The following is a 14,440-nucleotide window of genomic DNA, read 5'->3' on the forward strand; positions in this document are numbered from 1 at the left end:
TCTTTATGTTTGATCAGCGCTCGCAAGAACCTGCTTGAAGATCGGTTCAAGATAATCCGCCATCATCATGAAGCCGAGGTCCGTCGGATGAACGCCATCTACCGTGGCCTCACCCGGATGGCTACCCAGCAGGTTGGTTCCATCAACAAAGGTAAGTCTGTGGTCACCCGCATCCGTCAGACTCTGTATCAGATCAGCTTGGAAATCCCTTCGCTCCAGCCGCTCCTGAACAAGCTCCGGCTTAAACCTTTCTGCACCGTATGGAAATCTTGAGACGAGAATAATCGGCACATCCGGATGAGCTTCACGGTAAATTCGGATAAATGCAGGCAGAGTTTTCTTGTACTGTTCCGTGCCACAGGAATTCGCTTCATAATCAATGACCAGACAGGCTGGATTATCAATCTGCGCTATGAGATGTGCAAGCTCAGGCTCACCCTTCCCGTTTCCGGAAAAGCCTAGATTGATGAATTCTCTATTGATTCTACGGCTCAAAATATTCGTATAGGACATGCCTGGACGTGCCGCGCATCCGCCTTGTGTAATCGAGGTGCCGTAAAGGATAATTCTTTTGTCCGAATCATAGGATTCCGGTGAAGAGATTTCCGCTTCTGAATCTAGACCAATCCACATCTCTTTTACCCCTTGATAGAGCGGCAAATTCAGCATGTAGGAGCGCCATTCCCTGTTCTCATTAACGAATAGCCGACTCTCATATTCCAGTTGCCCTGGCGTGAAGTTCGCAGTACCCGCGAATAACCAGTTACCCGGCCCGCCTGTGTAAGCGTCTACACCACATTCCCCAGTCGGGGGCATATGATACATACCAGATCCCGCTGTTAAGCGAACCCGAACAGATATGTATCGTGAATTGGTACGGAACCGAATTTGTCCACCTGACGTACAGTTAGCTAAAATATCGACAGCAGACGGTATCGGATAATCCGGCACTGCCGGAAGTCTCCGGTAGAGACGATTACTTTCAAACCAGGCAAGACCGGATACCCGGAATGGCTCATCGAGCGGAGAATGCCACGTCAGTTCATCTGTCACAACGTTCTGGGCCTTCATATTTTGATCTAATTGATGTGGGGATACTTCTTCCCGATTGTGCTTCTCCATTACATTTCGCCTCCAAATGGATAGGTATGTTTTGGCATCCCCAGTCTAATCGTATCTCCAGCATTTGTAAACAAGAATCTACTATTACTTCTCTTCATACTCTTGTTTCAAAATGCTGTAAATCTCCAGATCAACAATTCCTTTTCCTGACCATAAGGAAGCTTGTCTTAACATGCCCTCTTTCGTGAAGCCGTTCTTTAACAATACCTCTTTGGAAGCTTCATTGGGCGGCATCACCTCAGCGTGAATCCGATTGACCTGTACCTCTTCGAACAAATACCGAAGCAGCATCGCAACTGCGTTCGTAGCTATCCCTTGTCCCCAATTACACTCCGCCAAAAAGTAACCGATGGTCACCATATTCACTTTTTGATTAAAGTCAGAAGCTTCAATAATGCCAACCAGCCGCTCAGGTTTTTGATTGCTGAATATACCCCATTTAACTCTCGTTCTCTTGTTATAATCCCTTTCAAAATGTCCGATCATCGACTTCACGGTGTTTTTGTTATGTTTAGGAATGATGCCGCAATATTCAAACACACGGTCATTATTATAAATTTCGTAAACCTCATCAAGATGACTCACGTCAATCTTCTTCAATATAAACTCATCCGATTTTATCGTAGGAAATTGCCCGAACACGGCCTCGATATCCATTGTTTATCCCCTCTCTGCCAAGATTCTCTTCTTAAATAATGCGTGTTCAAAAAGGTCGGTTTTCAGCACCGAGAAGGTTGGATAAAGCTAGGGACTAAGGAGCGGAGCGTACGTTTTGGGTACGTGAGCACCGGAAGGACCGGCTGAATTCAAGATTCGATGACGAGCCCACTTCCTGATTCACTTCGTGATCAAAAGCGGACTTTTTGAACAACCTCTAATAGGGATGTAAAGTTCAACCTTGCACTTCCCTTCCTGATCGTTCGCAGGATCATTCATACAGAACTCAAGGCATGGTCTATCGTCAGAGTCATACTCGCTGTTCGGCAGCCACTGATCAAACAAGCTTTGGTACGCGATAGCCAGCTTGTCGACCGTATCGTAGAAGTTATATAAGGCATACGTTCCGCCGCTCAGCGTCTTAAACTGAACCACATCTGTATTCTTTTTAACAAAATCCTCTGGCAGCGTGATACAAGCATCGTACCTGCACTCGGATTCTTCCACCGTGGCAGGATCATCTAGCGAAATACCGATAAAATACTGACTCATTGGGGTAAGCTGATGCTCATTGGCCCACTTCCCTAATACGCTCCATGCCAGATGGGTGTCCAAATAGCTGCCGATATGTCTGACATATGCAACCTCGTATGCAGGAAGCTCCTTAATCGTAACGTTCATATCCCATATCCTCCTCAGAAAATGACTTATTTTTCTGTGTTCATCGTAATTCAGAGGATGGAATAACTCTTTCTCATTATTGCTAACTATCAATGAAATATTGCTATTATTGCTCCCGCTTGCTCTAACTTCACTGGGCGTCCGATTATAAAACTTCTTAAATGCCGTGTTAAAAGTTGTTACCGACTCAAACCCACAAAGCTGTGAGATGTCCAAAATTGTCCGGTCACTATCTGTTAAGTACTGTATCGAATTGTGCAGACGAACCTGATTCACATATGCGATGGGGGTTACGCCCACGATCGACGTAAATATTCGGCTAAAATGAAACTTCGAAAAATTAGAATGTTCCGCCAGCTCCTCCAACGTAATTCGTTCGGAACTGTTGTCCTTGATATACTGAATGACCGCATTCATTCTTTTGACGTATTCGTTGTTCATTTGAGGTGTTTCCTTTACGGTTTTTCTGGTCTATCTTTATTTGAATTATACTTTAATGCAGTAATATTATGGAATATGCTATAGCTTTGAGCCAAAAGAAAAAGCGCCGGTAATTGGCGCTTTTCTTTAAATGATCAGTATTCTACTGACTCATATTTATTTGGTTTCCACTACATGGCTGTATCGTTATCTATATGTTTAATGACCTCGGCTAAACTCATTTCACCCATAGAATTAATTCTTAAATGATATTTCTCGAAGCTAATCTCCTTGGTCACTTCATTAGGCACGATAACACATTTCATGCCCGCTGCGATTGCGGCTTTTGCCCCGTTGGCCGAATCCTCAAAAGCTACAGCTTCGCTCCCTTTAACATTCAAAGCCTCAAGAGCGTTTATGTACAGCGTCGGGTCGGGCTTCACTTTTTCAACTTCGTCTCCCGTCTTGATCGTATCAAAGAAGTCAATGATCTGAAGTTTTGTCAGGAACCCTTCAACCCACTCCCTGTTGGAACTTGAAGCCAGACCTATTTTGAGCCCCATCTCTTTCGCTGCTGACAAGTAGTCCTTAACGCCTTCTCTGATTTCCAGCAGATCCACCTCGGATCTGTGGTTTTCCTTCGCTAAATTCATAATCGTTTCGATGCTTTCCAGACCTAACTTCTCTTCAATGAATTCATGAATCGCTTTATCATGCGTACCTACACATTTCGTAAATACCTCCATCGGAAAATCCAAGTCATAGTCTCGAAGCACATCTTTAAACGCATTGTACCATACGGTTTCCGTATCGATGATCAATCCATCAAAGTCAAAAACAATTGCCTTTATCATTTTATCCTCCTTGATAGCCGCATGTGAATGCCCTAAAATGCCTCAGGCCTCCCCCCACATTGTCTGCTGTTCACACCCTAGTGTCAATATCTAGTGGCTATTTATAGTGAAATTATAGATTGGGATAGATTTTTCCAACGCCAAATAGTCCCATTCTCTCACAAGATAGGGACTATTTGATGTTGCACACGAGGATGTCCACCCGCGCATATATAAATTCCAAAAACACTTGGTTTTTTTCTATAGAATATTTGGTATCATCTAGTTCGCGTTATCCTTATCCTGCTTTGCAGCAACCTGATTCACTCTTGCTCTCTTCGCTCTTGCTTGTTTTGCAGCAGGATTTTGTTTCAGCAGGAGTATCCATAACTATAGGATCTTCGGTTTTTGTTTTACAGCAGCTACTCTTCTCCATATGTCTCACCTCCTCTCCTTAACATGATGTCATTCATAATAAACATGATGCAGCACTCCCCGTGCGCGGCGGTACGGCGTCGCATGACGGTGGTCGTCCCCTATGATGACCTATGTGATACTGCAATTAAACAGGATCAACAGAGCCAGATGAGACTTTCATCGCTTGCTGTCTTTCCCATTTCTTGTACGCCAGTACTCCGCCAAACAAGAATACAGATGCAATGAATGCACCTAATGGAATCATTGGAACAACATGTTCAGGGAAGACAAACGGCAGCAGCGGAAAGGCAAATACGGCTGGCAGTCTGATTCCAACAATTCTAAGCAGCACGAACATCAAGATCATATCGATAAGCGTAGCTAAAATCCATGAATCAATAACAAAGTACATCACAGTTCCAACAGTCGCAGATAAAGTGAGCGCCATCACTTGTTTAAGCACCATTTTGCCATTGTACATTGGCTTCTGAAGTACTTCATACACGACAACCGCAATAGATGGGATCACTGCAAATTGTGGATAGCCTGCGATCCAGGTTAATCCAATCCATATGAAACTCAGCCCCAAATATACAACCATATATTTATAGTGAATCTTCACTTTCTTTTCCAGCCCTTTATTCAACCGGAATGTGAGAACCCCAAGCATCAATATAAAGGTGAACGCGAATACCGATACAATAAACGACCATTCTTGTGCATTCGTTACCAAGGGCAATAAGCCTGTTGCGAGAGATGCTGCGAGGTTCGATTGAATGACCCGCAAGAAGAGCATCATCAAGCACAGCGTAAGAATGACCTTTCCTACATAAGCGATATCCAACTGATTCACGGCAAAACCGATCACAGCTGTAAACGACGGTGCTACAAAAATCTTCGATGGCTGTCTGATCCACCCGGCTTCACGGTACGCCCACAAGGCGATTGCCATGGCAGCAATTTCAGGTAATATGATCTCTCTATCCTTAAAAAGAACAGCAGCTGCAACCATTGTTAATATAAAAGCTAATGCAATAGTATATGAGATCACCGTTTTTTTTTTAGAAATAACGGAATTCATGAGAATTACTCCTTTTTATATAGTAGTCATCCAATTCAGAGGAGTTCCTCTCCTACTCGATATAATATACCCCCCAACCCTATAATTCAACACTGAAATTTATACATAATTGTGAACGACCGTGGCGATTCTTACACTATACGTCTATCCATCGGCTCCTAAATATTTGTTATGATAATAAGTAGCCTAGTTTCTATACTCCTCTTTAAAGAGCAAAATGCCCTTTGCTTTATTTCTCAGCAAACGGCATTAATTAATCACGGAAGATGAGTAGGATTGAAATGATAAAGCAAAAATTTCAAACCGCGCAACTGATTTCCCAGAGTCAGCTCATCATACCGCCGGACAACAAAAAGAGAAGCTACAGCCTCCACCGCTGCAGCTTCTCTTTCTCTTACCGGCCGAGGTCTTTAATTATGCTCGGCGACCGCTTGATATGCTTTCAAATCCGTGTACACTTCCACCTTGAGCGGATTGCGTTTATGCTTGGAAATCTTGTAGAAGTGATATACGAATACCGCGATATTTGCGGCCAGGGACAAGGCGCTTGCTACCCACAATGCCGTTTCGCTGTGGGAGGACTGTACCGCAAATTTGGACTCTCCGACAAATGTCGGGAACGACATCGTAAACATCATCCAGATCGCGAGCGTTTGAGCACGGTGCTGCAGCCACGCCCCTTTTTTAAAGAAGAATGCCGGAATCGTACAGGAGATCAGCAACGCTGCACCTGCATAATACGAGTGGTCGGAAACACAGTTGTACACATAAGCAAAATTCCAGATATCATAAGCAATGATCCAAAACCAAAGTTGATCCGGCCATACCATGTCCTTGGACCGGTTTTTGCTTACCATAATGCCCATCCAACCGGAAATAGTAATAATGTTCAGCAAACCGGCGATTCCGTTCATAATATTCCATGGTCCGCCGATCATCATGACGCCGTCCACAATTCCATTTAAACTGTACACCTGGAAATCGCGGATCACCGCTTCAAGAATATTGAGAGCGAGAATGAAAGCTGGGAACATCAAGACGTACTTGTTCTTGTCCCACCCTTTAATGTACCTCAAGGCCATAAAACCAAGACAACCTGCCAGTGCGGAATAAACTTTGACCCAATGGAACCAGGTTCCTACGCTAGAGCCTTCCCCCGCTGTATTCGGCCATACCGCAACAGTCAGAATGATCGGCAGTACAAGAAAGAGAAACAGAGACACCCATTTGCTCATCCGCGCCAATTCATTCACAAGCATTAAACCCCCGAGCACCACAAACCACATCAAGACCGAGTACCAAGGCATCGCTTCGAAAAAAAACATGCATAACCCTCCTTTTGCAATGATGCAATCCCTATCTGCCTTGAATATAGCGCTTGGCGGAATAAGCATCAAATCCCGAGATTCCTTTCAGGACAAGGGCCCGCGGACTTTGCTTTAAAGGTAGGTTTACACTTTTTCAGTAGAGCTACCTTCACGGCAACTCCGCTTGCGAATCATGGAATTCATTACAATATAGTGTAAACAAAACTTGAAAGTAAAATATTGCAGAATAACACAAGCTGCAGCAGGTCAGAAATACCGTTCGACCAAAGATTTGGCATAGATGATGCAGTTCTCAAGCGTAGGAAAATTCATAATTTCTCCCGCAAAGTAGATGCCGTATTTTCCCTGCATATGTTCAAGCTGTGTATAGAAGCCTCTCTGAAGGGCGTCCATGTCCACATGGGGAAAATGATTCCAGCACTTCATCATGTAAAGCCGGATATTTTCTCCCCCCAGACTGGCAAGCGTAGCCTCGATGCTCTCCCGCATTTCGGAATCACTCATGCTTTCGCTTTCCGCCACATATACAGTGATCAGATCCGTCTCTGCTAGATCCGCCCATCTGTGATACCAAGCCATCATTTGGCCCTTGCGTCCTGGTCCCATATTACCCGGAATGTAACCTGACAGCTTCGGCATGTTGTCAACCCTGTAGGCGTAAACTCGAAACCGCTCATAAATAATACTCTCCAGCAGCTTACGGTCTTCAGGAGCCATATCCACCTTGTCTGGCAAATCCCGCAGTGAGGCTGTATAAATTACTTTGTCAAAGTACAGCGTTCCTTGATCGGTTTCAACCCTGACTCTGCCTGGCTCTTCCCTGTCAATACGATTCACCCCGCACGTAAGCCGCAGATCCGAAGCCTGATCGCCCATGCGCTTGACAAGCTCCGTTACCCCTTGGGGCCAGGAAATCATATGAGTGATTTCAATAAATGACATGAGGTTATCGTAATTAAGCAGCTTCAAAACATAAGCCGCCGGGACCTCATCGATGCTACCAAAACCAAATGCGCTGAAATAATGCATAAACACCTGTTTGAGTACAAACAACCCGTTTTCATCACACCAGGCGGCAAAAGGCTTGCATAGCTCCAGCGGAATATTAGCAAACCCCGGGGCTTTAATGAATTCATAGCGACCCAGCAGCTCCGGAAGATGTTTGAACTCTCTGGCAAAGTCCGACAGCTGCTCTACAGGAATTTGTGAGGTTGTATACCCGTCCCTGTTGAAAAATCCACGATCCAGCAGAGGGCCCTTATCCTGCAGATCAAACTCCTCCATTAGCTTCATCGTCATTTTGTATGACGGCAGACCAATCAAGGTGCCCATTTCATAGGTTTTCCCCTTGTACTCGATCGAGTGGCATTTGCCGCCAACCCGGTCCCCTTGTTCCATAATCGTCACGTGGCGGTAACCTTTCTTGCCCAATTCATAAGCGAGGGTCACGCCGGAGATTCCCGCACCTACGATCCCGATTTTTTCACCGTCCCTGATCATATCCCTCATCTCCTTGTATACAACCAGAGCGGCAATGGCTCCTGAACCCCTCTGAAATCAAGCACAATGTCAGAAGGGATTTTACCTTGGTTGTTCCCCTCCCCGAGAGGACGGGTATAGTTATAGTAATTCATGTATTCATTTAAGCGCTGCTCCAACGTGTCAAAGGAATCTATTCTTCCCTCGTGCCAAACCGGTTTATAAAATTCTTTTCCCAGAACCGTAGTGAATTCATGCAAAGGCTGAAATACCTCGGGATGATCGGCGCCATAGGTAACGGAGTTAATGTTGTGCTTGTGCAGATATTCTGTATACATGTGGTTTCCCCGCTCCCAGGCTGTCGAGAATTCCTGGCTTTTGTTGGTTACCAGATTATCGATCTCCAGATGAAAGGTTCTCAGCAATGGCATGATCTTAAAGCGCATAAAATCAATAAGTTGCATCGTTGACTTCTGATTGCACAGCTTCACCAGCGCTAGTCGCGAATAGGAGTCTAAATTGATGTACTGGTATAACTTCCCTACATTCGGAAACTTGCCTATGTATTGGATGGTCTGAAAACAAATATAGCCGGGCCTCGCATGATCCGAATTGTTCATGTTGTAGTCCAGTGGGTTTTGCTGCTTCACCTGGTTTCCGGCAGAATTTGATTTTCCCCGGCTTGTTCTCTTCTTGGCCTTGATCTCCCTGGCGTATCGCTCCCGATCCTCTCTCCGGTTTAGCCCGTGTCTGCGTAGTACGTTATAAATGCCGGATTCCCCCGTCCGTACTCCTTCGTCCTGTAATTCATAGTAGATCCGCTTGGGCCCATCCTGGGGAAAACGTGCCACATATTGCAAAATAATCTTTTCCGTTGTTCTGTCCACCTGATTCGGCATCACCGGTCTGCGGTCCTTGCTGCCAAGTCCGGCCATTCCATCCTGCATATAGGCGTTATACCAGCGGTAATACAGAGTTCTGGAAATACCGAATTCCTTGCACGTCTTTGACACGTTGTTACTTGTCATTCCGTGGAGGATAACCTGATACTTCTGGCTCTCGTTCAATCGCTTCGCCCCTTTCCCTGAACCGTCGTACTTACTCTTATTGTAGTAAAGTAAGGGGTTCCAGACAATAAAATGAGTTACATGTTTGTGACCCGTCGGATCATTTCAGGGCTTGCCCCGAAGCTAACAAACTATAATTTTCCAGTAAATAAAAATAACTAGAATTACATGTTAAAATTGTTACAATGTTGGGTGGTGAAAAGGGAAACACCAATCCATACCAAAATAGTCGCATATATTTCGGTTCCAGATTTTCTATAGATTAATAGGCTCAAGCGCATTAGAACCCTCCATTATTTCCACTCTTCTTCTAAAATAGCGTAATAATATTCGTCCCACCATTCATTTCCATGTGGTATACACTTCTTGAAAAAGCCTTCTCTTCTCATTCCAACCTTCTCCATCACTCGATATGATGGGGTATTCTGTGGCTGACATGTAGCTATAATTCTGTGTAATTTCATTTTCTCAAACCCATATTTCAATGTAGCTTGTGCTGCTTCAGAAGCATACCCTTTGTTGAAATATTTAGGATTGAACACCCAACCAATTTCATACGTATGTTCACCAAAATATTTATGAAAAACAATATGACCAATCAGGATATTTTCATCTATTAATACCACAGGAAAGTTCTTAGCATTTTCACCAATGTTTTTATTTATAAAGTCTCTTGTATCTTCTTCAGTAAAGACCCCTTCGGGTATGTATTTCATAACATTGATATCTGATGTATACTCATGGACAGCTTCCCAATCTTTGAACTCAAATGTTCGTATTAATAATCTTTCTGCTTTTATAAACATTACTTTTCCCCCTCAAAAATTTGACCTTATATCTTTGTTTCAATAATAGGAAGAAAAGATCCTTTAAAGACAAGGCTCCAATCCAAAATAAATTTTTGAAACTAGTTGATTACCGTTAATCGATAAGTAATTACATGCAAAGCCTCACCGCGCCCTGGAAGCTGCACACAGTGTGAAAATAGAGATAAAACCCGGACAGAGCGCATTTCGGACTTACATTCCGCTATTTGCTACAATTGAGAAGATTTGCAATCGTTACGGACTGAGAATCCGTTATTTCCACAAAACATACCCGATTCCGCTTAAACAAGCGAAAATAGCTGCCTCAGTCCGTTACCTCACTCTAATAGACGAAATCGCTCCATATAACGGAACCTGAGTCCGTTAAGGTTCACCTGTAAATTTCAAACCACTACAAACACCCGAATATACGGCAGGCAAATTAATTGAAATCCTGTTTAGTGAAGATTTTGGCAGTACAGTAGTAGTTGAAGAGTTATAATGTTGTCGCAACAAAAAAACTACCAAACGGTAGTTTTTTATTGCAAGCGTCTCGAAAGTGGTGTGAATTCTTTCCTATCTTCAGTAACTGGCTTGAGCACGATACAGAGCTACTTTTTACCACCCAAGTTGAACAGCGAAACGATAATACCAATGACGAGCAGCACGAGCGGCGAACCAATCAGTAAAAAGAGAGAAGCCGCCATACCTTCATAAGAGATTGTACCGATCACAACTGGAATCTCGACTCCTACCTGCGTAAGGATGAATAAAACACCCCAAGACACAATCCAATGATACCAAAAGTCTTCATAGTTCTTCCAAAAGATTTTGACATTTCTTATCCTCCATTTCAACTATGATTCTAGGATAATGTCTCTTTGAATCCACGGCTGATGCTATTTCTATTAGGGATATGCAGGGGAATTGATGATGTATTTGGAATGTATAGAAGACGATTCGACAAAATTCAACAACTATTGTGAAACAATTCACAACAAATATGCTGATAGTATATTAAAATGAAGTGAACCTAAAAGACTAACGATGCAGACAGGGGGTAACCGTGAAAGATTTGAAGTTAGGAGAACAAAGGCGACGCTCACGCTCCTCCACTTCTCAATTTCTCCGTTACTCCCTTCTTTTTTGTTGGGTTCTTTACGTTCATCTAGATAACAGACATATAAAGCGGAGGGTCAAACATGAAAAAGAACGTAGCAACAACGCTTATTCTCGTTCTCTCTCTCATGCTCGCGATCGCGGGATGTGGCAACGGGAACCAAAACCAGAGTCAGGGCAATGAAAAAAAAGAAGAGACCAAAGAAACGGAAGCCGTTTCGGGAGCGTCTCAAGCCGGTTATACACCAATCGATCAACTAAAAGATAAATATGATATTATCATTGTCGGTGCAGGTGGCGCTGGTATGTCTGCTGCACTTGAGGCAAAAGAAAAAGGCATGAACCCGGTTATTTTTGAAAAAATGCCGCTTGCTGGCGGGAATACAACAAAATCATCTTCGGGTATGAACGCTTCTGAAACTAAGTTCCAAAAAGAGCAAGGCATTAACGACAGCAATGATTCATTTTATGAAGAGACGTTAAAAGGCGGTCATGATACAAACGACAAAGAGATGCTTCGTTTCTTCGTTGACAATTCAGCAAGTGCGATCGATTGGCTGGATTCCATTGGGATTCGGTTGAACAATATTACGATTACAGGCGGTATGAGCGAAAAGCGTACACACCGTCCTGAAGATGGCTCAGCGGTAGGACAATACCTTGTTAACGGTTTGCTAAAAAACATACAAGAACAAGAAATCCCACTTTTCGTGAACGCTAATGTAACGGAAATTACGGAACAAGACGGCAAAGTAAATGGCGTCAAAGTCACCTTCAACCAGACTGATGAGAAAAACATTACAGCAGATGCTGTCGTTGTAACAGCCGGCGGTTACGGCTCCAATATGGATATGATTGCCGAGGTTCGCTCCGATCTGAAAGGTCTTGTGACAACAAACCAAGAAGGCAGCACCGGTGACGGCATCAAAATGATTGAAAAACTCGGCGGTGTAACGGTCGATATGGATCAAATCCAGGTTCACCCAACAGTGCAGCAAGAGAAATCCTATCTCATTGGGGAAGCGGTTCGCGGTGAAGGAGCGATCCTAGTTTCCAGTGAGGGTAAACGTTTCGCAAACGAGCTGGACACTCGTGACAATGTCACTGCTGCAATCAATACACTGCCTGAAAAATCGGCTTATCTTGTATTTGATTCCGGCGTAAAGTCCCGCGCTAAAGCGATTCAGCAGTATGAAAAAATGGGCTTTGTCATTCAGGGCGATTCGATCGAGGCATTAGCCAAAGAAATGGGTGTTCCCGCAGATCAGCTCCAAACCACACTGGATACATGGAACAACGCAGTGAAGGATAAAAAGGATGCCGAATTCGGCAGAACAACTGCAATGGACAACGACTTGTCCAGTGGACCATACTATGCCATCAAAATTGCCCCTGGTATTCACTACACCATGGGTGGCGTGAAAATCAATACGAACACAGAAGTGTTGAATAAAGATGGCGAAGTCATTCCTGGCTTGTATGCAGCAGGCGAGCTTACAGGCGGCTTGCACGGCCAAAACCGGATCGGCGGCAACTCTGTTGCGGAGATTATTATTTTCGGTCGCCAAGCTGGTATACAATCGGCTGAATTTGTAAAAGCACAATAAGCTAGCTATAGGCTGCATCTTTCATACGGCAAAACAAGAAACGCTTGGGCCTATCATGGTCCAAGCGTTTCTTGTTTTTATTGGGCTGCCTCCTACGATTTTAAGTAAAATGTTTCGCACTTTCTTTGTTCTCGTTCCATTCCCCGTTTTCTTTTCCTCTTGTTGTCTCACTCTCATCTTCTCCTGCCACTCCTCATGACGACAATATAAACTGAATATGAACAGGCAAAAAAATGCTACGTCGTCACATGCAAAGAAGCTTGCACATGATGCCGTAGCATGGAGAATGTCTTATTTTATCACGCGTTCATATTCCAAATCCCTAGTTCAATCGTCATTACGCATCATCTCATAATCCTATAAACATTCCCGTTCAACTGCCCTTTTATCTTGTAAACATCCCCTACCGAAACAACGAGTTCTTTAAGCCCCTTCACCAAAACTTCCTGTTCCAGCCCTTCCACATATAACGGAAAACACTTTTCGCCTGGATCATGCATAAACAACCGGTTCACCCGTCCAATTACAATATGCTCAGACCGTTCGCCAATGACGGTAAGCGGCTGAAGTGCCCCGCGTTCATCCTGTTCTTCTATTTTTTCAAGCTCCAAAGGCATCCAGGATTTATGCTCCATATATAAGGAAACCACGAGCCGATCACCAACCCGGGTATGTTCCGAGTATCCGCCTTCCCTTACAAAGTCGCCTGGATAAAAATATTCAAACTGAAACGAATAATGATACTGATCCTTGCGTACATGCAAATCCCTAACGCTTCCGCCCAACTTCACCTTGGTAATGACGCATGAAAATTTGTCGTTATGTTCCAGGTGGGCCAGCCTCTCCGTTATTTTACGGTCTAACCACTTGATATAATAATCGCTAAATGAGTTGCTAACCGGATAAGTACCCTGCCCATGACATGTATCAATGTAGTAAAGCTTGCCCGCATGCTCGCCTGACACAATCATGACGATATAATAACCGCAACCATCGTTATGCAGCGTAATCGTTCCGTGCAAAGCCTCCATAACCATCCGATCATATTCTTCATCTGCAAGATCTTCATCAATGTTTTCAAAGCCATCCCCAAAATATCGATTGCAGCTCTCCAAGGAAAAGGGAAGGCTCATATATTCAAGTCCAATAGTGGTATTTAGATTGGATTCAATGCAATCCTTCGCGTGCGATAGAGACAGAGGAAACGGTCTGCCGTGATGGCCTTGTTTGCCGCCATTTCCGATATGAAGCAGGAAATCCTTATAATCTTGCGGCAGCACTACCTTTGCCGCGGCTTCAAATTCCTCTATTTGATCCGCCGTTAATTGATCATTCAAAACATACGGACCATTTCCGTCATAGAGACTTTGATAATGCTCCAACATCTGTTCCACTCTTGTAATGAATTCGCTCTTGCAGTTGATTTCGTTCATGCCTGCACCTCATTTTGAATTAAAATGGAGAATCATCCGGGTCGTTACCGTTATTGAGGCCTAATGGAAGATCCCGAAGGTTATTACTTCACCGAACGAAATGTTCATCGCACCACCTCCTTCACAAGGAGGAAATACGCCCACTCAAGGTGTGTATGTACAATCCAAATTATAACATTATTTTTGGCTTGCTTAGGGAAATTCCTCTAAATTATTGTTGAGGCGCTACATGTCAAGCCTTCGTTTTCCCAATACTCCCCGCCTTATCCACATGATCCGAATTGTCACCACTAAATCAGACAGCTCTTTTTAAGGGCTACTCTTCTGTAGTTGACCGGGCTCACGCCCGGCTTGAACCTAAAGACCCGCTTCTGCCCCCGCTCCACGCTG

General features: G+C 44.0%; 13 protein-coding genes. 1 reads left to right on the forward strand and 12 read right to left on the reverse strand.

From position 1 onward, the window contains the following. Positions 1–3: 3 nt before the first annotated feature. From B9N86_RS24160 to B9N86_RS24210, 11 genes are all read right to left on the reverse strand, one after another. Complete coding sequence (locus B9N86_RS24160; protein ID WP_208915643.1) at positions 4–1,122, reverse strand: SGNH/GDSL hydrolase family protein; 1,119 nt, start codon at positions 1,120–1,122, stop codon at positions 4–6. Between the two features lie 84 nt (positions 1,123–1,206). Then, positions 1,207–1,779 (reverse strand): GNAT family N-acetyltransferase, encoded by a 573-nt coding sequence (locus B9N86_RS24165; protein WP_208915644.1) that lies wholly within the window; start codon positions 1,777–1,779, stop codon positions 1,207–1,209. A 180-nt stretch (positions 1,780–1,959) separates the two neighbouring features. Then, the gene (locus B9N86_RS24170) at positions 1,960–2,901 is read right to left on the reverse strand and encodes an AraC family transcriptional regulator (RefSeq protein WP_208915645.1); all 942 of its coding nucleotides are present in this window, start codon (positions 2,899–2,901) and stop codon (positions 1,960–1,962) included. Positions 2,902–3,071: 170 nt separating this feature from the next. Next, positions 3,072–3,731 (reverse strand): HAD family hydrolase, encoded by a 660-nt coding sequence (locus B9N86_RS24175; RefSeq protein ID WP_208920711.1) that lies wholly within the window; start codon positions 3,729–3,731, stop codon positions 3,072–3,074. A gap of 280 nt (positions 3,732–4,011) precedes the next feature. Beyond that, the gene (locus tag B9N86_RS24180) at positions 4,012–4,149 is read right to left on the reverse strand and encodes a hypothetical protein (RefSeq protein WP_208915646.1); all 138 of its coding nucleotides are present in this window, start codon (positions 4,147–4,149) and stop codon (positions 4,012–4,014) included. A gap of 126 nt (positions 4,150–4,275) precedes the next feature. Continuing rightward, positions 4,276–5,211, reverse strand: a complete 936-nt coding sequence (locus B9N86_RS24185) for a hypothetical protein (RefSeq protein ID WP_208915647.1) — start codon at positions 5,209–5,211, stop codon at positions 4,276–4,278. Positions 5,212–5,621: 410 nt separating this feature from the next. After that, positions 5,622–6,536 carry a DUF5692 family protein gene (locus B9N86_RS24190; protein WP_208915648.1) on the reverse strand — a complete coding sequence of 305 codons (915 nt, stop codon included), beginning with the start codon at positions 6,534–6,536 and terminating at the stop codon, positions 5,622–5,624. Positions 6,537–6,785: 249 nt separating this feature from the next. Then, positions 6,786–8,039 carry an FAD-dependent oxidoreductase gene (locus B9N86_RS24195; RefSeq protein WP_208915649.1) on the reverse strand — a complete coding sequence of 418 codons (1,254 nt, stop codon included), beginning with the start codon at positions 8,037–8,039 and terminating at the stop codon, positions 6,786–6,788. Between the two features lie 5 nt (positions 8,040–8,044). Next, positions 8,045–9,085, reverse strand: a complete 1,041-nt coding sequence (locus tag B9N86_RS24200) for a helix-turn-helix domain-containing protein (protein WP_208915650.1) — start codon at positions 9,083–9,085, stop codon at positions 8,045–8,047. A 293-nt stretch (positions 9,086–9,378) separates the two neighbouring features. Further along, positions 9,379–9,891 carry a GNAT family N-acetyltransferase gene (locus tag B9N86_RS24205; protein ID WP_208915651.1) on the reverse strand — a complete coding sequence of 171 codons (513 nt, stop codon included), beginning with the start codon at positions 9,889–9,891 and terminating at the stop codon, positions 9,379–9,381. A 611-nt stretch (positions 9,892–10,502) separates the two neighbouring features. Continuing rightward, positions 10,503–10,748: a hypothetical protein gene (locus tag B9N86_RS24210; RefSeq protein WP_210190611.1), complete on the reverse strand. Its 246-nt coding sequence runs from the start codon at positions 10,746–10,748 to the stop codon at positions 10,503–10,505. A 345-nt stretch (positions 10,749–11,093) separates the two neighbouring features. Between B9N86_RS24210 and B9N86_RS24215 the strand changes: the two genes are divergently transcribed. Next, complete coding sequence (locus B9N86_RS24215) at positions 11,094–12,617, forward strand: flavocytochrome c (RefSeq protein ID WP_208915653.1); 1,524 nt, start codon at positions 11,094–11,096, stop codon at positions 12,615–12,617. A 344-nt stretch (positions 12,618–12,961) separates the two neighbouring features. On the opposite strand, the gene B9N86_RS24220 is transcribed toward B9N86_RS24215, so the two are convergent. Continuing rightward, on the reverse strand, positions 12,962–14,050 hold the full coding sequence (locus B9N86_RS24220) for an SMI1/KNR4 family protein (RefSeq protein WP_208915654.1): 1,089 nt from the start codon (positions 14,048–14,050) through the stop codon (positions 12,962–12,964). Positions 14,051–14,440 lie beyond the last annotated feature (390 nt).

The sequence above is a fragment of the Paenibacillus uliginis N3/975 genome (genome assembly GCF_900177425.1).
Taxonomy (GTDB): domain Bacteria; phylum Bacillota; class Bacilli; order Paenibacillales; family Paenibacillaceae; genus Paenibacillus_AQ; species Paenibacillus_AQ uliginis.

Excerpts from the sequence above, each read along its gene's own strand:
- B9N86_RS24160 (WP_208915643.1), bottom strand. The coding sequence starts at position 1,122 with ATGGAGAAGCACAATCGGGAAGAAGTATCCCCACATCAATTAGATCAA.
- B9N86_RS24220 (WP_208915654.1), bottom strand. The coding sequence starts at position 14,050 with ATGAACGAAATCAACTGCAAGAGCGAATTCATTACAAGAGTGGAACAG.
- B9N86_RS24170 (WP_208915645.1), bottom strand. The coding sequence starts at position 2,901 with ATGAACAACGAATACGTCAAAAGAATGAATGCGGTCATTCAGTATATC.
- B9N86_RS24195 (WP_208915649.1), bottom strand. The coding sequence starts at position 8,039 with ATGATCAGGGACGGTGAAAAAATCGGGATCGTAGGTGCGGGAATCTCC.
- B9N86_RS24185 (WP_208915647.1), bottom strand. The coding sequence starts at position 5,211 with ATGAATTCCGTTATTTCTAAAAAAAAAACGGTGATCTCATATACTATT.
- B9N86_RS24215 (WP_208915653.1), top strand. The coding sequence starts at position 11,094 with ATGAAAAAGAACGTAGCAACAACGCTTATTCTCGTTCTCTCTCTCATG.
- B9N86_RS24165 (WP_208915644.1), bottom strand. The coding sequence starts at position 1,779 with ATGGATATCGAGGCCGTGTTCGGGCAATTTCCTACGATAAAATCGGAT.
- B9N86_RS24205 (WP_208915651.1), bottom strand. The coding sequence starts at position 9,891 with ATGTTTATAAAAGCAGAAAGATTATTAATACGAACATTTGAGTTCAAA.
- B9N86_RS24180 (WP_208915646.1), bottom strand. The coding sequence starts at position 4,149 with ATGGAGAAGAGTAGCTGCTGTAAAACAAAAACCGAAGATCCTATAGTT.
- B9N86_RS24190 (WP_208915648.1), bottom strand. The coding sequence starts at position 6,536 with ATGTTTTTTTTCGAAGCGATGCCTTGGTACTCGGTCTTGATGTGGTTT.